18 protein-coding genes are annotated in these 19,706 nt (G+C 59.4%); 3 read left to right on the forward strand and 15 right to left on the reverse strand.

Annotation, left to right across the window (positions count from 1 at the left end):
* Positions 1-40 precede the first annotated feature (40 nt).
* Positions 41-682: an HD domain-containing protein gene (locus FIV39_RS26120; RefSeq protein WP_090401588.1), complete on the forward strand. Its 642-nt coding sequence runs from the start codon at positions 41-43 to the stop codon at positions 680-682.
* Between the two features lie 114 nt (positions 683-796).
* Here the strand turns inward: FIV39_RS26120 and FIV39_RS26125 are convergent, their stop codons facing one another.
* The 7 genes from FIV39_RS26125 to FIV39_RS26155 form a co-directional block, all read right to left on the reverse strand.
* On the reverse strand, positions 797-1,681 hold the full coding sequence (locus tag FIV39_RS26125; protein ID WP_146371646.1) for an ABC transporter permease subunit: 885 nt from the start codon (positions 1,679-1,681) through the stop codon (positions 797-799).
* Positions 1,678-2,598, reverse strand: a complete 921-nt coding sequence (locus FIV39_RS26130) for an ABC transporter permease subunit (RefSeq protein ID WP_053127871.1) — start codon at positions 2,596-2,598, stop codon at positions 1,678-1,680. Before FIV39_RS26130 ends, FIV39_RS26125 begins: the two co-directional genes overlap by 4 nt.
* Complete coding sequence (locus FIV39_RS26135; protein WP_027608405.1) at positions 2,595-3,737, reverse strand: ABC transporter ATP-binding protein; 1,143 nt, start codon at positions 3,735-3,737, stop codon at positions 2,595-2,597. Before FIV39_RS26135 ends, FIV39_RS26130 begins: the two co-directional genes overlap by 4 nt.
* A gap of 66 nt (positions 3,738-3,803) precedes the next feature.
* Positions 3,804-4,898 carry a polyamine ABC transporter substrate-binding protein gene (locus FIV39_RS26140; RefSeq protein WP_090401587.1) on the reverse strand — a complete coding sequence of 365 codons (1,095 nt, stop codon included), beginning with the start codon at positions 4,896-4,898 and terminating at the stop codon, positions 3,804-3,806.
* Between the two features lie 209 nt (positions 4,899-5,107).
* Positions 5,108-6,202 (reverse strand): polyamine ABC transporter substrate-binding protein, encoded by a 1,095-nt coding sequence (locus tag FIV39_RS26145; protein WP_090409851.1) that lies wholly within the window; start codon positions 6,200-6,202, stop codon positions 5,108-5,110.
* Positions 6,203-6,383: 181 nt separating this feature from the next.
* Complete coding sequence (locus FIV39_RS26150) at positions 6,384-7,748, reverse strand: aspartate aminotransferase family protein (RefSeq protein WP_090401586.1); 1,365 nt, start codon at positions 7,746-7,748, stop codon at positions 6,384-6,386.
* Between the two features lie 58 nt (positions 7,749-7,806).
* Positions 7,807-9,165, reverse strand: coding sequence for a glutamine synthetase family protein (locus FIV39_RS26155; RefSeq protein ID WP_003176780.1), 1,359 nt, complete (start codon positions 9,163-9,165; stop codon positions 7,807-7,809).
* Positions 9,166-9,762: 597 nt separating this feature from the next.
* Here FIV39_RS26155 and FIV39_RS26165 point away from each other — a divergent pair.
* Together FIV39_RS26165 and FIV39_RS26170 are read left to right on the forward strand one after the other, a co-directional pair.
* Positions 9,763-11,139: a glutamine synthetase family protein gene (locus tag FIV39_RS26165; protein ID WP_003213894.1), complete on the forward strand. Its 1,377-nt coding sequence runs from the start codon at positions 9,763-9,765 to the stop codon at positions 11,137-11,139.
* Between the two features lie 393 nt (positions 11,140-11,532).
* Positions 11,533-12,162, forward strand: a complete 630-nt coding sequence (locus FIV39_RS26170) for a TetR/AcrR family transcriptional regulator (RefSeq protein WP_090401584.1) — start codon at positions 11,533-11,535, stop codon at positions 12,160-12,162.
* Positions 12,163-12,290: 128 nt separating this feature from the next.
* Here the strand turns inward: FIV39_RS26170 and FIV39_RS26175 are convergent, their stop codons facing one another.
* The 8 genes from FIV39_RS26175 to FIV39_RS26210 form a co-directional block, all read right to left on the reverse strand.
* Positions 12,291-12,506: a TOBE domain-containing protein gene (locus FIV39_RS26175; RefSeq protein WP_003176783.1), complete on the reverse strand. Its 216-nt coding sequence runs from the start codon at positions 12,504-12,506 to the stop codon at positions 12,291-12,293.
* A gap of 28 nt (positions 12,507-12,534) precedes the next feature.
* The gene (gene ssuB, locus FIV39_RS26180; RefSeq protein ID WP_027608400.1) at positions 12,535-13,341 is read right to left on the reverse strand and encodes an aliphatic sulfonates ABC transporter ATP-binding protein; all 807 of its coding nucleotides are present in this window, start codon (positions 13,339-13,341) and stop codon (positions 12,535-12,537) included.
* On the reverse strand, positions 13,338-14,126 hold the full coding sequence (gene ssuC / locus FIV39_RS26185) for an aliphatic sulfonate ABC transporter permease SsuC (protein ID WP_090401583.1): 789 nt from the start codon (positions 14,124-14,126) through the stop codon (positions 13,338-13,340). The genes ssuB and ssuC overlap by 4 nt, the downstream gene beginning before the upstream one ends.
* A 9-nt stretch (positions 14,127-14,135) precedes the next feature.
* Positions 14,136-15,284, reverse strand: a complete 1,149-nt coding sequence (gene ssuD / locus FIV39_RS26190; protein ID WP_090401582.1) for an FMNH2-dependent alkanesulfonate monooxygenase — start codon at positions 15,282-15,284, stop codon at positions 14,136-14,138.
* A gap of 25 nt (positions 15,285-15,309) precedes the next feature.
* On the reverse strand, positions 15,310-16,278 hold the full coding sequence (locus FIV39_RS26195) for a sulfonate ABC transporter substrate-binding protein (protein WP_027608397.1): 969 nt from the start codon (positions 16,276-16,278) through the stop codon (positions 15,310-15,312).
* A 99-nt stretch (positions 16,279-16,377) separates the two neighbouring features.
* On the reverse strand, positions 16,378-16,971 hold the full coding sequence (gene ssuE, locus FIV39_RS26200) for an NADPH-dependent FMN reductase (RefSeq protein WP_090401581.1): 594 nt from the start codon (positions 16,969-16,971) through the stop codon (positions 16,378-16,380).
* A 325-nt stretch (positions 16,972-17,296) separates the two neighbouring features.
* Positions 17,297-17,935 (reverse strand): peroxiredoxin, encoded by a 639-nt coding sequence (locus tag FIV39_RS26205; RefSeq protein WP_090401580.1) that lies wholly within the window; start codon positions 17,933-17,935, stop codon positions 17,297-17,299.
* Between the two features lie 290 nt (positions 17,936-18,225).
* Positions 18,226-19,590 carry an OprD family porin gene (locus FIV39_RS26210; protein WP_090401579.1) on the reverse strand — a complete coding sequence of 455 codons (1,365 nt, stop codon included), beginning with the start codon at positions 19,588-19,590 and terminating at the stop codon, positions 18,226-18,228.
* Between the last annotated feature and the right edge of the window lie 116 nt (positions 19,591-19,706).

The raw sequence follows: 19,706 nt of genomic DNA on the forward strand, positions 1-19,706 counted from the left end.
GCGCGCGACCAGACTGGGGGCTTTCCAGAGGAGAACCACCATGACCATCACCATCGCCGGCATCAAGATCCCGGACAGCGCCCTGGCCAAGGCCACCACCGAATACATTCGCGACATCGAATCCGACCTGCTCTACCACCACTCCCGCCGAGTGTTCCTGTTCGGCGCATTGAGCGGTGAGCGCAAACAGTTGGCCTATAACCCGGAGCTGCTTTACGTCGGCGCCATGTTCCATGACCTGGGCCTGGTGGAAGGCCATCGCAGTGACGACGAGCGCTTCGAAGTGGACGGCGCCAACGCCGCCGCGGCCTTCCTCAAGCCTTACGGGCTGAGCGACGACGATATCGAACAGGTGTGGCTGTCCATCGCCCTGCACACCACGCCAGGCGTGCCGCAGCACCTGCGCCCGACCGTGGCACTGGTGACAGCCGGCGTCGAAATGGACGTGCTGGGCATGGACTACGCCGCGTTCAGCAGCGTGCAGCGCGAAGCCGTGGTGCATGCGCATCCACGCGGTGAAGGGTTCAAGGAGTGCATCATTTGCGCGTTTGCCGACGGCTTGCGCCATCGCCCGCAGACCACGTTTGGCAACGTGAAGACCGATGTGCTGGTGGATCAAGAGCCGGGGTTCAAGCCGATGAATTTTGTCGAGGTGATTCGCAAGTCGCCGTGGTTGGCGTAGTTGACTTGAAATGCAATCAAATGTGGGAGGGGGCTTGCCCCCGATTGCTGAGTGTCAGTCACTGCATCTATTGACTGACCCACCGCTATCGGGGGCAAGCCCCCTCCCACACCTTTAGACCGGCGCTGGAGCCCGACGCTTGTCCGGCTGCTGCCAGCCGTCCGCCGCGGCTTCTTCGATGGCTTGCTGGATGGCCTTCTTGCGCATCTCTTCGGCACGCCGGCTGAAGAACCACACCAGGAACGTCACCAGCGACACCGCCAGCAGAATCAGGCTGGCCACGGCGTTGATCTCGGGTTTAACCCCCAGGCGCACCGCCGAGAACACTTCCATCGGCAACGTCGTCGAACCCGGCCCCGAGACGAAGCTGGCCAGTACCAGGTCATCCAGGGACAGTGCGAACGACATCATGCCGCCCGCCGCCAACGACGGCGCGATCATCGGGATGGTGATCAGGAAGAACACCTTCCACGGCCGCGCCCCCAGGTCCATCGCCGCTTCTTCGATCGACAGGTCCAGCTCACGCAGGCGCGCCGATACCACCACCGCCACATACGCCGCACAGAACGTGGTGTGGGCGATCCAGATGGTGACGATGCCACGCTCCTGGGGCCAGCCGATCATCTGCGCCATGGCCACGAACAGCAGCAACAGCGACAGACCGGTGATCACTTCCGGCATCACCAACGGCGCGGTCACCAGGCCGCCGAACAGCGTGCGGCCCTTGAACTGGCTGATGCGCGTCAGCACAAACGCCGCCAACGTACCCAGCGCAACAGCGGCCACCGCCGTGTAGCAGGCGATTTCCAGGGACCGGGCCACCGAGCCCATCAACTGGGTGTTGTCCAGCAGGCCCACGTACCACTTGATCGACCACCCGCCCCACACCGTTACCAGCTTGGGTTCGTTGAACGAGTAGATCACCAGGATCAGCATCGGCAGGTAGATGAACAACAACCCCGCCACCAGCATGAAGCTTGAGAAACTGACGCGCTTCATATCTTGCCCTCCATCTCTTTGGCTTGGCTGCGGTTAAACAGAATGATCGGCACGATCAGGATCGCCAGCATCACTACCGCCAGGGCAGACGCCACCGGCCAGTCACGGTTGTTGAAGAACTCTTGCCACAACACTTTACCGATCATCAGGGTTTCCGGGCCGCCGAGCAGTTCCGGGATCACGAACTCGCCCACCACCGGGATAAACACCAGCATGCAGCCGGCGATGATGCCGTTCTTGGACAGCGGCACGGTGATTTTCCAGAAGCTGTTGAAGGTGCTCGAACCCAGGTCCGAGGCGGCTTCCAACAGGCTCTGGTCATGCTTCACCAGGTTGGCGTACAGCGGCAGGATCATAAACGGCAGGTACGAATAGACCACGCCGATATACACCGCAATGTTGGTGTTGAGGATCTGCAGCGGCTCGTTGATCAGCCCCATGGACATCAGGAAGCCATTGAGCAACCCGTTGTTGCTGAGGATGCCCATCCACGCATACACGCGGATCAGGATTGCGGTCCAGGTCGGCATCATGATCAGCAGCACCAGCACGGTCTGCATCTCTTTGCGCGCGGTGGCAATGGCATAGGCCATCGGATAGCCGATCAGCAGGCACAGCAGCGTGCTGAAAAACGCCATCTTCAGCGAGCCCAGGTACGCCGCGATGTACAGCTCATCACCTGCCAGCAAACTGTAGTTGGCCAGGTTCAGCACCACCTGCAGTTTCTGCTCAACGTAGGTGTAGATCTCGGTGTACGGCGGAATCGCCACGTCGGCTTCGGCGAAGCTGATTTTCAGGACAATGAAAAACGGCAAGGCGAAAAACAGGAACAGCCACAGGAACGGGATCCCGATGACCACCTGCTTGCCACTGGGGACGATGCGGTGCAAGCGCCGCTTGAGCTTCTTTATGTTCATGTGCGCAGTACCACGCCGCTGTCGTCTTCCCACCACACGTACACCTGGTCACCCCAGGTTGGGCGCTGGCCACGGCGTTCGGCGTTGGCCACGAAGGACTGCACCAGCTTGCCGCTCGGCAGCTCGACGTAGAACACCGAGTGGCCGCCCAGGTAGGCGATGTCGTGCACCTTGCCGCTGGACCAGTTGTGCTCGCAGGTCGGCATTTCGGTGGTGACCAGCAGTTTTTCCGGGCGGATGGCGTAGGTCACCGACTTGTCTTCCACCGAGGTGGCGATGCCGTAGCCGACGTAGATGTCACGGTCCAGGTCCGGGCACTTGAGCACCGCGTGGCCTTCGGCGTCATCCACCACCTGGGTATCGAAAATGTTGACGTTACCGATGAATTCGCACACCAGGCGGCTGGTCGGTGTCTCGTAGATGTCGATCGGGCTGCCGATCTGGGCGATCCAGCCCAGGTGCATGATCGCGATGCGCTCGGCCATGGTCATGGCCTCTTCCTGGTCGTGCGTCACCATCACGCAGGTCACGCCGACGCGCTCGATGATCTCTACCAGTTCGAGTTGCATCTGCGAGCGCAGCTTTTTATCGAGGGCGCCCATCGGCTCATCGAGCAGCAGCAGTTTCGGGCGCTTGGCCAGGGAGCGGGCCAACGCCACACGCTGACGCTGGCCACCGGACAACTGGTGCGGCTTGCGCTTGGCGTACTGGCTCATCTGTACCAGCTTGAGCATTTCGGCCACGCGGGCATCGACCTCGGCCTTGGGGATCTTGTCCTGTTGCAGGCCGAATGCGATGTTCTGCGCCACGGTCATGTGTGGGAACAAGGCGTAGGACTGGAACATCATGTTGATCGGCCGCTCGTAGGGCGGCATATCGGTGATGTCCACACCGTCGAGGTAAATCCGACCTTCAGTCGGGCGCTCGAAACCTGCGAGCATGCGCAGCAGGGTGGACTTGCCCGAACCCGAACCGCCGAGCAAGGCGAAGATCTCGCCTTTCTTGATTTCCAGGGACACATCGTCCACGGCAATCGTCTCGTCGAACTTCTTCGTGACCCGGTCGATTTTGACCAGCACCTTTTTCGGTGTCTGGTCGCCCTCGAGGGCTTTCTTATAGGCGCCGGAGGCAACTGCCATTTACGAAACTCCCAAAAAAAAGAGTGCAGTTCGCCCGAGGCGGGCGAACCCAGGATAGTGTGAGCCTTACTTGCCCGTCTTGACCTTGGTCCAGCTACGGGTCATTAAACGCTGCACTTTCGGGGGTAGCTCGAAGTTGACGAATGTCCTGTCGAGAACCGCCTGCGGTGGGTAAACCGCTTCGTCGGTGCGTATCGATTGCTCCATCAGCTTGTCCGCCCCTGGGTTAGGGTTGGCATAGCCGACGGTGTCACTGACCTGGGCGATCACCTCAGGTTTCAGTAAATAGTTGATGAAGGCGTGGGCTTCCTTGACGTTGGTGGCATCCTTGGGGATCGCCAGCACGTCAAACCACAGGTTGCCGCCTTCTTTCGGAATTGCGTAGGCGATATTCACGCCTTTGCCCGCTTCGCTTGCGCGAGCCTTGGCCTGGAACACATCGCCGGAGAACCCGGCAGCCACGCAGATGTTGCCGTTGGCCAGGTCCGAGATGTATTTGGAAGAATGGAAGTAGGTCACGTAGGGCCGCACTTTGAGCAGCTTTTCTTCGGCCTTCTTGTAGTCTTCAGGGTCGGTGCTGTTGGGGTTCAGACCCATGTAGTTGAGTACTGCCGGCAGCATTTCATCCGCCGAATCCATGAAGGACACACCGCAGGTGGCCAGCTTCTTCATGTTTTCCGGTTCGAACAACACGGCCCAGGAGTCGATCTTGTCGACACCCAGCACTTCCTTCACTTTGTCGACGTTGTAACCGATGCCATTGGTACCCCACAGGTACGGCACGGCGTACTGATTGCCCGGGTCATTCTTCTCCAGGCGCTTGAGCAACGCAGGGTCCAGGTTGGCGTAATTAGTCAGCAGCGACTTATCGAGCTTCTGGAACGCCCCGGCCTTGATCTGCTTGCCGAGGAAGTGGTTGGACGGCACCACCACGTCATAGCCGGTACGCCCGGCCAGTAACTTGCCTTCGAGGGTTTCGTTGGAATCAAACACGTCATACACGGGTTTGATGCCGGTGGCCTTTTCGAAGTTGGCCAGGGTGTCGGAGCCGATGTAATCCGACCAGTTATAAATATGCACGGTCGGTGCGGCCTGCACGCTGAGAGCCAGCGTGATACCTGCACCTACCAGCAAGGCTTGGCGAAATAAAGAAATTGGCAAGTGGAGGTCCTCTTAAATAGTTGGGCCTTAAAGTTGTTGCCCGGCAACAAAACCGGCGCGCAACTTACCCTCGATAAACCGATCCGGCAAAACTTTCTGACATTTAATGTGTGGGAGGGGGCTTGCCCCCGATGGCGGCGTGTCAGCTTGCAAATGTGTTTCTGATACAACGCCATCGGGGGCAAGCCCCCTCCCACAGGTTCTAAGGCTTACTTGCCGGACTTGATCTTGGTCCAGCTGCGCGTCATTTCACGCTGGGTGGCAGCCGGCAAGTCTGCAATGGCGTAGAGCTTGGCTTGCACATCGGCTGGCGGGTAGATGCCCGGGTCGCTGGTGATGTCTTTGTCGACCAGTGCGGTGGCCTTCTCGTTACCGTTCGGGAAACGCACGCTGTTGGTGATCGAAGCCATGACTTCCGGCTTGAGCAGGTAGTTCATGAACTTATAAGCGGCGTCGACGTTTTCGGCATCTTTAGGGATGGCGACCATGTCGAAGAAGCTGCCCGCACCTTCTTTCGGAATGTCGTAGGCCACCTTGACCTTGCCACCGGCTTCAGCCGCGCGGGATTTGGCCTGCTGGATGTCACCCGAGTAACCCACGGCTACGCAGATGTTGCCGTTGGCCAGGTCGGAGATGTACTTGGACGAGTGGAAGTAACCAATCGAAGGACGGATTTTCAGGAACAGGTCTTCGGCCTGCTTGAGGTCGGCCTTCTTCTGGCTGTCGGTTGGCAGGCCCAGGTAATGCAGCGCGATCGGCAGCATTTCGGTCGGCGAATCGAGGAAGCTCACGCCGCAGCTTTTGAGCTTGGCGATGTTTTCCGGCTTGAGCAGCATGTCCCACGAATCGATCTTGTCCACGCCCAGCGCGGCCTTGACCTTCTCCGGGTTGTAGCCGATGCCGATCGAACCCCACATGTACGGGAAAGCGTGCTTGTTATCCGGGTCGCTGACCGACACGGCTTTAAGCAGGGAGGTGTTCAGGTTGCCGTAGTTGGACAGTTTGGACTTGTCCAGCTCTTGGTAGACACCAGCCTTGATCTGCTTGGCGAGGAAGTTGTTCGACGGTACGACGATGTCGTAACCGGACTTGCCTGCCAGCAACTTGGCTTCGAGTGTCTCGTTGCTGTCAAAAACGTCGTACACCACTTTAATGCCCGACTCTTTTTCAAAGTTGGCGATGGTGTCCGGTGCAATGTAGTCGGACCAGTTGTAGACGTGCAGCACTTTATCGTCTGCCTGGGCCGCGCCCGCCATTGCGCCCATCAGGGACAAGGCGAGGAGGGTCTTGCCAGCGTTCTTCAAACCTAATGCCTTCATTTGGTGATGCTCCAATTTTTCTTTTTTGGGCCACGTTCTTTTATGTTCAGCGACCCTTCCAGAGGGCAACAAAACAGGGCGACAGTCTGGCAAGTTCAGGGGCCGGCTTTCAACCAAAGCCCCTACATTTATAACTGCCCGGTGCGCTGCGCACTGAGCCTAGCACTTAGCCCTGCAATGCCGCCAAAGTCAGGTCCAGGCAATGACGAGCCTTGGTCACCAACTCGTCGATTTCAGCCTTGCTGATCACCAGAGGCGGCGAAATGATCATGGTGTCGCCCACGGCGCGCATGATCAGGCCATTCTCGAAGCAGAAGGTTCGGCAGATCATGCCTACGCCCCGGCCCTCGTAACGCTTGCGCGTCGCCTTGTCCTGAACCAGCTCAATTGCACCGAGCATGCCGACACCGCGCACTTCACCCACCAACGGATGATCCGCCAGCTCCCTCAGACGTTTCTGCAAATACGGTGCCGTTTCGTCGTGGACGCGGTTAACGATTTTTTCATCGCGCATGATGCGGATGTTTTCCAGGGCCACTGCCGCCGCCACCGGGTGACCGGAGTAGGTGAAGCCGTGGTTGAAATCACCGCCCTCGTTGAGCACGGCCACCACGTCGTCGCGCACGATCAGGCCGCCCATGGGGATGTAGCCGGAGGTCAGGCCCTTGGCGATGGTCATCATGTGGGGCTTGAGGTCGTAGAAATCGCTACCGAACCACTCACCGGTACGGCCGAAACCGCAAATCACTTCGTCGGCAACAAACAGGATGTCGTACTTGGCGAGGATTTCCTTGATGCGCGGCCAGTAGCTGTCTGGCGGTACGATCACGCCACCGGCGCCCTGGATCGGCTCGGCAATAAAGGCACCGACGTTGTCCACGCCCAGTTCCAGGATCTTCTCTTCCAGTTGGTTGGCGGCCCAGATCCCGAACTCTTCGGGGCTCATGTCGCCGCCCTCGCCGAACCAATAAGGCTGGGCAATGTGGACGATGCCCGGGATCGGCAAGTCGCCCTGTTCGTGCATATAGGTCATGCCGCCCAGGCTCGCGCCGGCCACGGTGGAGCCGTGGTAGCCATTCTTGCGGCTGATGATGGTTTTCTTGTTCGGCTGGCCCTTGATCGCCCAATAGTGGCGGACCATACGCAACATGGTGTCGTTGCCTTCGGAGCCGGACCCGGTGAAGAACACGTGGTTCATGCCGGCAGGTGCGATATCGGAAATCGCCTTGGCCAACTCCAGTACCGGTGGGTGAGCGGTCTGGAAGAACAGGTTGTAGTACGGCAGTTGTTTCATCTGCTTGGCGGCGGCGTCGGCCAGTTCATCGCGACCGTAACCGATCGCCACGCACCACAGGCCGGCCATGCCGTCGAGGATCTTGTTGCCTTCGCTGTCCCACAGGTAAACGCCGTGGGCTTTGGTAATGATCCGGGGGCCTTTCTCTTTCAATTGCTTGAAGTCGCTGAACGGCGCCAGGTGGTGATCACTGCTCAAGGCTTGCCATTCACGGGTTTGCGGGTTGTTGCTGGACATACCAATCTCCTAGACTTTTCAGTGAAGGGCGCGCCGTGTGAAGGGCGCGCCCGGCGCATCAGACGGCGAAGAGCAGGAATTCCCGCTCCCACGAACTGATCACGCGCTTGAAGTTTTCATGCTCGGCCCGCTTGACCGCGACGTAGCCTGTGATGAATTTCTGACCCAGGTATTTTTCGATGGTCTTGCTGTTTTCCATGCGTTCCAGGGCGTCTTCGATGGTCAACGGCAGGCGCAGGTTACGTCGCTCGTAACCACGCCCCACCACCGGGGCACTCGGGTTATGGCCTTCGACCATGCCGATGTAGCCACACAGCAGGCTGGCGGCAATCGCCAGGTACGGGTTGGCGTCGGCGCCCGGCAGGCGGTTTTCGACGCGACGGTTCTGCGGGCCGGCATCCGGTACGCGCAGGCCGACAGTACGGTTTTCTTCACCCCACTCCACGTTCACCGGCGCCGAGGTGTCGGGCAGGAAGCGGCGGAACGAGTTCACGTTGGGGGCAAACAGCGGCAGCAATTCAGGGATAAACTTCTGCAGGCCGCCAATGTGGTTGAGGAACAGCTGGCTCATGGTCCCGTCTTCATTGGAGAAGACGTTCTTACCGGTGGCGATGTCGATGATGCTCTGGTGCAAGTGCATCGCGCTGCCGGGCTCGCCGGTCATCGGCTTGGCCATAAAGGTGGCCGCCACGTCGTGCTTGAGCGCGGCTTCACGCATGGTGCGCTTGAACACCAGGATCTGGTCGGCCAGGGACAGGGCATCGCCGTGACGGAAGTTGATTTCCATCTGCGCCGTGCCGTCTTCGTGGATCAGGGTGTCGAGGTCCAGCTCCTGCAGCTCGCACCAGTCGTAGACGTCTTCGAACAACGGGTCGAACTCGTTGGCGGCTTCTATAGAGAAGGACTGGCGGCCGGTCTCCGGACGCCCGGACCGACCGATCGGCGGTTGCAGCGGGAAGTCCGGGTCTTCGCAGCGCTTGGTCAGGTAGAACTCCATCTCCGGCGCCACGATGGGCTGCCAGCCTTTGTCGGCGTAGAGCTTGAGGACTTTCTTGAGCACGTTGCGCGGCGACAGCTCGATCGGGTTGCCTTGCTTGTCGTAGGTGTCGTGGATCACCTGGGCGGTCGGCTCGATGGCCCAAGGCACCAGGAATACCGCGTTCTGGTCGGGGCGGCAGATCATGTCGATGTCGGCCGGGTCGAGCAATTCGTAATAGATGTCGTCTTCGACATAGTCGCCGGTCACGGTCTGCAACAGAACGCTCTCGGGCAGGCGCATGCCTTTTTCGGCGATGAACTTGTTGGTCGGCGAGATCTTGCCCCGGGTGATACCGGTCAGGTCGCCAATCATGCATTCGACTTCTGTGATCTTGTGGTCTTTCAACCAATCGGTGAGCTGGTCGAGGTTGTTACTCATAAATGCCTCTGGGCTGGGTTTCCTGGCATCCATTAAAGGCCAGGCGTTGGTTGACGCAGCATCCGCGTCGTTTTTTCGTTCAGGGTAGGAGCTTACCTGCCATTTGCTGCAGCGTTGCATTCCTCAAGCCAAAGTCGTGCAGAATCATGAGCGGCCGCGCAGAGGGGAGCCGGTCAGTGACCGTCGAGGAGGCAAAAGAGAAAGCGGACGGGCCGTCAAGAATATTGGCCGGTGCGTGGGCATTCACGCGGGACGAACGGACTGCGGACAAAGCCTGGCTGGAGCAGGCTGAGACGCCGAGTGGCGGCAGGCGATACATGAAGCACCCCGGTATTATTGCTGTTATGGGTTTGAATCGAGCTTAGCCTTGTTCATTTTTTTACACAACACCCCCGTAAAAAATACAACACGGCCCGCTCAAGCCTGCGAGTCCCAAGCCCGTCAAACCGGAAAAACCGCCCCAAAAAGCCCCAAATATGCCGTCACGGCGCTTTTTTAGGGCAAAAAAGGCCTCGCTTGACTTCGGCATGCCGTTCGGGTTGACTGAAACCAGAAAAGATCAATGATTGATATTTTTAACAACAAAGGTGTTGCATCATGTCGGTACCCCCGCGTGCCGTTCAGCTTAACGAAGCGAACGCGTTCCTTAAGGATCATCCTGAGGTTCTGTACGTAGACCTTCTAATTGCGGATATGAATGGTGTGGTGCGCGGTAAGCGCATCGAACGAACCAGCCTCCACAAGGTTTACGAGAAGGGCATTAACCTGCCTGCCTCTTTATTTGCCCTGGATATCAACGGCTCAACGGTGGAAAGCACCGGTCTGGGCCTGGACATCGGTGATGCTGACCGAATCTGTTATCCGATCCCCGACACCCTGTGCAATGAACCCTGGCAAAAGCGCCCTACCGCGCAACTGCTGATGACCATGCACGAACTTGAAGGTGAACCTTTCTTCGCCGATCCGCGCGAAGTGCTCCGCCAGGTTGTCAGCAAGTTTGACGACCTCGGTCTGACCATCTGCGCCGCCTTCGAGCTTGAGTTCTACCTGATCGACCAGGAGAACGTGAACGGCCGCCCGCAACCGCCCCGCTCGCCGATCTCCGGCAAACGCCCGCACTCGACACAGGTCTACCTGATCGACGACCTCGACGAATACGTCGACTGCCTCCAGGACATCCTGGAAGGGGCCAAAGAGCAAGGCATCCCGGCGGACGCCATCGTCAAGGAAAGTGCCCCGGCGCAGTTCGAAGTGAACCTGCACCACGTGGCCGACCCGATCAAGGCCTGCGACTACGCGGTACTGCTCAAGCGCCTGATCAAGAACATCGCCTACGACCATGAGATGGACACCACCTTCATGGCCAAGCCTTACCCAGGCCAGGCAGGCAACGGTTTGCACGTACACATCTCGATCCTGGACAAGGACGGCAAGAACATCTTTGCCAGCGAGGATCCCGAGCAGAACGCCGCATTGCGTCACGCGATCGGCGGTGTGCTCGAGACCCTACCCGCCCAAATGGCGTTCCTGTGCCCTAACGTCAACTCCTACCGTCGTTTCGGCGCACAGTTCTACGTGCCGAACTCGCCGTGCTGGGGCCTGGACAACCGCACCGTGGCGATTCGCGTACCGACCGGCTCGTCCGACGCCGTACGTATCGAACACCGTGTCGCCGGCGCCGACGCCAACCCTTACCTGCTGATGGCTTCGGTCCTGGCAGGCGTGCACCACGGCCTGACCAACAAGATCGAACCGGGCGCACCCGTGGAAGGCAACAGCTACGAGCAAAACGAACAGAGCCTGCCGAACAACCTGCGCGATGCCCTGCGCGAGTTGGACGACAGCGAGGTGATGGCCAAGTACATCGATCCTAAATACATCGATATCTTCGTCGCCTGTAAGGAAAGTGAGCTGGAAGAGTTCGAACACTCCATCTCCGACCTTGAGTACAACTGGTACCTGCATACCGTGTAAGCGGTTGCTGCATTGAAAAAACGCCGCAGGCTGTTGGTCTGTGGCGTTTTTTTATGGGTTTGTTCCGGGAGACCGATTCGGCCTTATCGGGGCATGGGTATCTACACAATTTTCAGAGACTGGCGAGTTCCACTGTGGCGAGCGGGCTTGTCCCGCGTAGGGCTGCGAAGCAGCCCCAAAACCAGCCTCCACAGAGTGTCTGATACACCGCGTTCTTCCTTATTGGGGCTGCTACGCAGCCCTACGCGGGACAAGCCCGCTCGCCACAACAGCCCTATCTGCCGGGCGTTCAGCGTTGAGCAAAAGTTGTGTAGATACCCATGCTTATCGGGGGCCTGGAAGACAACACAGACTCCTACTCATACAATGCCCGCTGCCTTGTAGGAGACTTCCATGCCCACCCGCCCCGCCGCCCCTCGCAAACCCCGTGCCCGCAGCCAGGCGCGGATCGACGCGATTCTCGACGCCGCCCGCACCTTGCTGGCCACCGAAGGCGTGGCGAGTTTGTCGATCTACAGCGTGGCCGGGCGCGCGCAGATTCCGCCGTCGTCGGTGTATCACTTTTTCGCCAGCGTGCCGGCGCTCCTGGAGGCACTGACCGCAGATGTCCATGCGGCCTTCCGCTCCGCCATTCAGGCGCCCATCGACCACGATTCACTCAAGCATTGGCGCGACCTGTCCTACATCGTCGAACAGCGCATGCTCATCATCTACAGCAACGACGCCGCCGCGCGGCAGTTGATCCTGGCCCAGCACGGGCTGACCGAGGTGACCCAGGCGGACCGTCAGCATGATCTGGAGCTGGGGGATTTGATGCTGGAAGTGTTCGACCGCCACTTTGAAGTGCCGACGCTGCCCGCCGATGTGGATGTGTTCGCCTTGGCGCTGGAATTAAGCGACCGCGTCTATGCACGCTCGGTGCATCAGCATGGGCTGATCACGCCGCGAATGGCGGAGGAAGGGATGCGCGTGTTTGATGCGTATGTGGGGCTGTATTTACCGGCGTATCTGCCTAAGCGTTGAACCGTGGGTTGGCTGGGCGGGCCTCATCGGGGGCAAGCCCCCTCCCACATATTGATCTGTGAACACATTCAAAATGTGGGAGGGGCGGTGCGACGATTCGACTTGCTCCCGATGACGGTATCAAGTGATCACAACTTGGCGATCGACACCTCAGTCGACTTCACAAAGGCAATCACTTCACTGCCAATCACCAGCTCCAGCTCTTTGACCGAGCGAGTAGTGATCACGGACGTGACGATACCGGACGCGGTCTGCACGTCGATTTCCGACAGCACGTCGCCGACTACGATTTCCTTGATGGTGCCTTTGAACTGGTTACGCACGTTGATGGCTTTAATAGTCATGGTGGACTTCCTTCGTGGGACAAGTGAGTTATTGAGCCCAACGCAATTGCGTAGGCAGCGGTGAAACAGGTTCGGGTTCCGGCGGCGTGCCGGGTAACGACAGCACACGGTTGAGTACTTGCGCTTCCAGCGCGGCCAGGCGATGTGAGCCACGGGCCCGTGGACGCGGCAGGTCGACGATCAGGTCGAGGCCGATTTCGCCGTCTTCGATCAGGATCACCCGGTCGGCAATGGCCACGGCTTCGCTGACGTCATGGGTCACCAGCAACACGGTGAAACCGTGTTTTTGCCAGAGGTTTTCGATCAGTTGCTGCATCTCGATACGGGTCAGGGCGTCCAGGGCGCCCAGCGGTTCGTCGAGCAGCAGCAGACGCGGCTGGTGGATCAAGGCGCGAGCCAACGCCACACGCTGCTTCTGGCCACCGGACAAGGCCGCCGGCCACTCATTGGCACGTTCGGCCAGGCCGACAGCTTCCAGGGCCTCCAAGGCTTTAGGGCGCCAGTTGCCTTTGAGGCCAAGGCCGACGTTGTCGATGATCTTTTTCCACGGCAGCAGGCGCGCTTCCTGGAACATCAACCGTGTGTCTTCAATCGCTTCGCTCAGCGGCGCGGAACCGGCCAGCAGCTCGCCGCCGCTGGCTTTGTCCAGGCCGGCCAACAGGCGCAGCAAGGTACTTTTACCGCAGCCACTGCGACCGACCACGGCCACGAACTGGCCCGCCGGAATGTGCAGATCAATTTCCTTGAGCACTTCCCGCGCACCGAAGGCCTTGCGTAATTTGCGCACCGCCAGGGGAATCCCCTTCAGCAGGCGCGGAGGTTGTTGAGCCGTCATGCCGCACCTCCTTTATTGACTTGATACGCCGGGTGCCAACGCAGCCAAACACGTTCCAGACCGCGCGCGGCCAAATCGGCCAGCTTGCCGAGGATGGCGTACATCACGATGGCCAACACCACCACGTCGGTTTGCAGGAATTCGCGGGCGTTCATCGCCAGGTAGCCGATACCCGAGCTGGCGGAAATGGTTTCCGCCACGATCAGCGTCAGCCACATAAAGCCCAGGGCAAAGCGCACGCCCACCAGGATCGATGGCAGCGCGCCCGGCAGGATCACTTGCCAGAACAGGCTGAAACCGGACAAGCCATAGCTGCGCGACATTTCTACCAGCGCCGGGTCGACGTTGCGGATGCCGTGGTAGGTGTTGAGGTAGATCGGGAACAGCGTGCCGAGGGCCACCAGGAAAATCTTCGCGGTCTCGTCGATGCCAAACCATAGGATCACCAGCGGAATCAGCGCCAGGTGCGGCACGTTGCGGATCATCTGCACCGAGCTGTCCAGCAGGCGTTCGCCCCACGTCGACAGGCCGGTGATAAACCCCAGCGCCAGGCCGATGCTGCCACCGATCACAAAGCCCAGGCCGGCACGCCAGCCACTGATGGCCAGGTGCGTCCAGATTTCACCGCTGCGCACCAGGTTGACCCCGGCCTCAATCACCGCACTGGGCGCCGGCAGGATGCGTGTCGACAACCAGCCCGCCGACACCGACAACTGCCACACCGCCAGCAATAGAATCGGCAGCACCCAGGGCGCCACGCGATGGCTCAATTTTTCAACATTCATGGCGCCGCCTCAGCTCTGTGACGCAGCTTTGGGAAGGATGTCGTTGGCGACCATCTCACCGAACGGGCTCACGTAACCGGCGCTTTTCGGCAACTCCGGACGTTCGATATCCAGGTGCGGGAACAGCAGCTCGGCGACCCGATAGGACTCTTCCAGGTGTGGATAACCGGAGAAGATAAAGGTGTCGATGCCCAGCGCTGCGTACTCCTTGACCCGTTCTGCAACCGTCGGACCATCGCCCACCAGCGCGGTCCCCGCACCGCCACGCACCAGGCCGACGCCGGCCCACAGGTTGGGGCTGACTTCCAGGTTGTCGCGGTTGCCGCCATGCAAGGCCGCCATGCGCTGCTGGCCGACGGAATCGAAGCGCGCCAGGGAAGCCTGGGCACGGGCGATGGTGTCGTCGTCCAGATGGGAGATCAGTTTGTCGGCGGCTTTCCAGGCCTCCTCGTTGGTTTCGCGCACGATCACATGCAGACGAATACCGAAGCGCACGGTGCGCCCGAGTTTCGCCGCCTTGGCCCGCACCTGTTCGATCTTCTCGGCGACTGCAGCCGGTGGCTCGCCCCAGGTCAGCACCATCTCCACTTGTTCGGCGGCCAGGTCCTGAGCCGCTTCGGAGGAACCACCGAAGTACAGCGGCGGGCGTGGCTGCTGGATCGGCGGGTAGAGCAACTTGGCGCCTTTGACGCTGATGTGCTCGCCGTCGTAATCCACGGTTTCGCCTTCCAGCACGCGGCGCCAGATGCGGGTGAATTCCACGGACGCCTGGTAGCGATCTTCGTGGCTGAGGAACAAGCCATCGCCAGCCAGCTCTTCCGGGTCACCACCGGTCACCAGGTTGAACAACGCACGGCCGCCGGACAGGCGATCCAGGGTCGCGGCCTGACGCGCGGCCACCGTCGGGGAAATGATCCCGGGGCGCAGCGCGACAAGGAATTTCAAACGCTGGGTCACCGGGATCAGCGAGGCGGCCACCAGCCAGGAGTCTTCGCAGGAACGGCCGGTGGGGATCAGCACCCCGCCGAATCCCAGGCGGTCAGCGGCCTGGGCCACTTGCTGCAAATAACCGTGGTCGACGGCACGAGCGCCTTCGGCGGTGCCAAGGTAATGGCCGTCGCCGTGGGTAGGCAGGAACCAGAAAATAGTGAGGCTCATGGAGTTGTCTCCTGAAGAAATCGGATTACGGCGCTTTAGCCACGGCAGCAGGTGGCGTCCAGATCACGTCCTTGATGCTCAAGGGCTTGGGGATCAATTTGAGTTGGTAGAAGCTGTCGGCGATTTTTTGCTGGGCCGCCACCACTTCCGGGGTCAGGAACAGCGCGCCATAGCCCTGGCGTTTCACCGAGGTCAGGGTGATGTCTGCCGGCAGGCCCAGCAGCGGCGCGACCTGTTCGGTGACTTCCTGGGGGTTGGCCTTGGACCACTCGCCCACCGCGCGCACTTCTTCGATCAGCGCCTTGACCACTTCCGGATGCTTTTCGGCGTATGGCTTGGTGGCCAGGTAGAACTGGTGGTTGTCGGCGATGCCGGTGCCGTCACGCAGGGTGCGCGCTTGCAGTTGTTTCTCGGCGGCGGCCTGGTACGGGTCCCAGATCACCCAGGCGTCCACGCTGCCACGCTCGAAGGCGGCACGGGCATCGGCGGGGGGCAGGAACACGGTCTGCACGTCGGTGTATTTCAGGCCGGCATCTTCCAGGGCACGCACCAGCAGGTAATGCACGTTGGAGCCTTTGTTGAGCACGACTTTCTTGCCCTTGAGCTCGGCCACCGATTTGATCGTCGAGTCTTTCGGCACCAGGATCGCTTCACTGGTCGGCGCTGGCGGCTCGTAGGCCACGTAGAGCAGGTCGGCACCGGCGGCCTGGGCGAAGACCGGCGGGGTTTCGCCGGTGACACCGAAGTCGATGGAGCCGACGTTCAGGCCTTCAAGCAGTTGCGGGCCGCCGGGAAACTCGGTCCATTGCACCTGCACACCTTGGGCGGCCAGGCGCTTTTCCAGGGTGCCCTTGGCCTTGAGCAGCACCAGGGTGCCGTATTTCTGATAACCGATCCGCAAGGTCTCGGCGGCTTGGGCCTGAACGATGGCGCCGAAGGACACAGCCGCAGCAAACAGTGCGACCAGACCACGACGCAAGATGACAGTGCGCATGGCGCTCTCTCCAAATAATGCGATGAGGGGGTTGGCTGCACCTGCTTGGCCGTTGGCGGCTGAGTAAGGTGAGTACATCTATATAGCGGTGAGGCTGACTTAAATGCTCCAGCGAGCACTCAACAAACGTTCATTCAACACATGCGGGTCCAACGGTTTCGGACGACGGGCCATGGCGCCATAAAGCGTCTCCAGGGCCTCGTGCAACCGGTGTTCGAGGACCGGCACCAGTTGCGCCTGGGCACTGCCTTCGCCGTAGGCGATCTGGCTGTCCTCGGCAAAAATCCCGTGGAGCAATTCCTGGGCCTTGAGGGCCGACAACACCGGCTTCAAGGCGTAATCCACCGCCAGCATGTGGGCGATGCTGCCGCCAGTAGCCATCGGCAACACAATCTTGTGGGCCAGGGCGCGCTCGGGCAGCAGGTCGAGCACGGTTTTCAACGCGCCGGAGAACGACGCCTTGTACACCGGCGTGGCGATGACCAAGCCATCCGCGTTAGCCACCTGTTGCAGCAGGTCAATGACCTTGGGGCTGTCGAAGCGTGCATGCAGCAAGTCTTCAGCCGGGAAGTCCCGTATCTGGTAACTCACCACTTCAACGCCTTTGTCTTGCAACCACTGACGGGTTTTTTCCAGCAAGACCCCGGAGCGGGAACGCTGACTGGGACTGCCTCCAAGTGTTACGACCAACATGCAGGAATTCCTTGAGCAAGTGCCGGCGGTTCGCTGTGTGGCGATGGCGCCAAGATGGAACAGACCTTATCAGCAGATTAATATATCTATAAATCTTATTTTTTAATTTGTTTATTCTTTAAATGCATATGAGATTTATAAGTCGCCAGGCGAAAAAAAAGGCCGTTGAAACGGCCTGAAAACCCCTGCTATGTGATTCGGTTTGCAACTTGAAATGCAGTCAAAATATGGGAGGGGGCTTGCTCCCGATTACGGTGTGTCAGTGACCAACGACTTGGCTGATCCACCGCTATCGGGGGCAAGCCCCCTCCCACAAAGTTATGTGCTAACGATTGGGTTGTGGAGTAAGCCGCAGATACGGCTTCACCGCCCGATAACCCTTGGGAAAGCGCTTCTTGATCTCTTCCTCATCCTTGAGCGACGGCACGATCACCACTTCATCACCGTCCTGCCAGTTGGCGGGGGTGGCGACTTTGTAGTTGTCGGTCAGCTGCAGCGAGTCGATAACCCGCAGGATTTCGTGGAAGTTACGACCGGTGCTGGCCGGGTAGGTGATAGTCAGGCGGATCTTCTTGTTCGGGTCGATCACGAACAAGGACCGTACGGTGAGGGTGTCACTGGCGTTCGGGTGGATCAGGTCGTAGAGGTCCGAAACCTTGCGGTCGGCGTCCGCCAGGATCGGGAAGTTGACGACGGTGTTCTGGGTTTCGTTGATGTCTTCGATCCACTTGTGGTGCGAATCCACCGGGTCTACCGACAGGGCGATGGCCTTGACGCTGCGCTTGGCGAATTCGTCCTTGAGCTTGGCGGTGAAGCCCAGCTCGGTGGTGCACACCGGGGTGAAGTCCGCCGGGTGGGAAAACAACACACCCCAGCTGTCGCCCAGCCATTCGTGGAAACGAATCTTGCCGGCGCTGGAATCCTGTTCGAAGTCGGGGGCGATGTCGCCAAGTCTTAGGCTCATGGTGTGGCTCCTGGTGAGTGCTTATGGAGCCCACTGTGCATGGATTAGGGATCATTTAAAAAGAATAAATATCGATTTATCTAGACGATAAAGGAATATTAAAAATGTGTTCATTGGACGTGGGAAATGGGGAGGCGCACCATCGGTTCCAAGGTTCGAGAAGGCCTTGAGACGCTGTACAAAGAGGGGTTCAGGAAGGGCTTACGGGGGTTTAGCCCGACTTGAAAGCAAGACACCTTGCCCGGCGTTGCGCCGGGCAAGGTTTACAGTCTTACAACAGCTTTACGCTACTAGAACAGTGGCAGCGAGTAGCTGACGATCAGGCGGTTTTCGTCCTGGGAACGGGTGTTCGCCAGGTCGGTACGCCACATAGCGTTTTTCCAGGCAACGCCGAGGTTTTTCAGCGGGCCTTCTGGAATCACGTAGGCAACGGTGATGTCGCGTTCCCACTCGGACTGGCCAGTGGTTTCAGCACGACCGTTGTTGTTGGCGATAGTGTCGATGTCGCTACCTTTCAGGTAAACAACACCGGCAGTCAGGCCAGGTACGCCAACTTTGGCGAAGTCATACGCGTAGCGAGCTTGCCAGGTACGCTCGCCGGCACGGGCGAACTTTTGGATCTGCATGTCGGTAGTCAGGTAAGCCGACGAACCGTCACCCTGGTTCAGCCAAGGGAAGTCGCTGCTGCCGTTGCTGACCTGATAACCACCACCGAAGGTGTGACCGGCAACGGTGTACAGGAACAGGCCGCTGTACAGGTTGTTGTCGACTTTACCTTTGCCGGCGTTGAAGCCGTTGTAGTTACCGGTGGTGTAGTAAGCGGGGGTGTTGCCGTTCAAGCCATCATCAGTGCTGTGGAAGTAACGCAGGTCAGACTTCAATACGCCCGGGCCGATCGACCAGTTGTGGGTCAGACCAAGGAAGTGCTGCTTGTAGAAATCTTCCAGATTGCCGTAGTAGTACTGGGCAGTCAGGTCCTTGGTGAGTTTGTAGTCACCACCTGCGTAGTAGAACTTATTGACGAACTTGCCTGCGTTGTAGTTGGAGCTACCGTTGGCGCCGCCCAGCGACAAACCTTCGTTGTTGCTGGAGTTACGGCCCTTGGCATGCTCGATCTGACCAGCAACCAAGGTCAGATCCTTGATGTCGTTGGTAGTGATCTGGCCACCTTGGAAGGTCTGCGGCAGCATACGACCATCGTTGGTCACAATAACTGGCAACTTAGGCTGCAGGGTGCCCAGCTTCAGCTCGGTTTGGGAGATCTTGACCTTGCCGGTTACGCCCAGGCTGGCGAAATCATTAACAGCCGTGTTGCCGTCGCTCGGGAACACAGTACCGCCAGATGCGGTACCGCTGTAGTTACCATGTTCTGCACGGCTCGAATCCAGACGCACGCCGTACAGGCCGATCGCATCAACGCCGAACTGAACGGTACCTTGGGTGTAACCCGAGATGAAACGCAGGTCGAAGCCTTGGCCCCATTCAGCGTTCTTGCTACGGCTGCTCGCGGTTGGAGCGCCATCACGGTTATCAGTGTTGATGTAAAAGTTACGCGCACTCAGTGTGGCGTGGCTGTCTTCGATGAAACCGGCAGCGCCTGCTTGCTGAGCGATGACGCCCAAAGCTACAGACAGTGCCAAGGTGGACTTCTTCATGTACCGCTCCTCTCATTTCTAATTTTTGTATTTCTTTGGTCTCGGGTCTGACGCCCTCGATCCACAGATGCGCGATTAGCACCGGATAGTGACTGACAAGTCAATCGTAACCTTGT

Source organism: Pseudomonas grimontii, from assembly GCF_007858185.1.
In the GTDB taxonomy this organism is placed as follows: Bacteria; Pseudomonadota; Gammaproteobacteria; order Pseudomonadales; family Pseudomonadaceae; genus Aquipseudomonas; species Aquipseudomonas grimontii.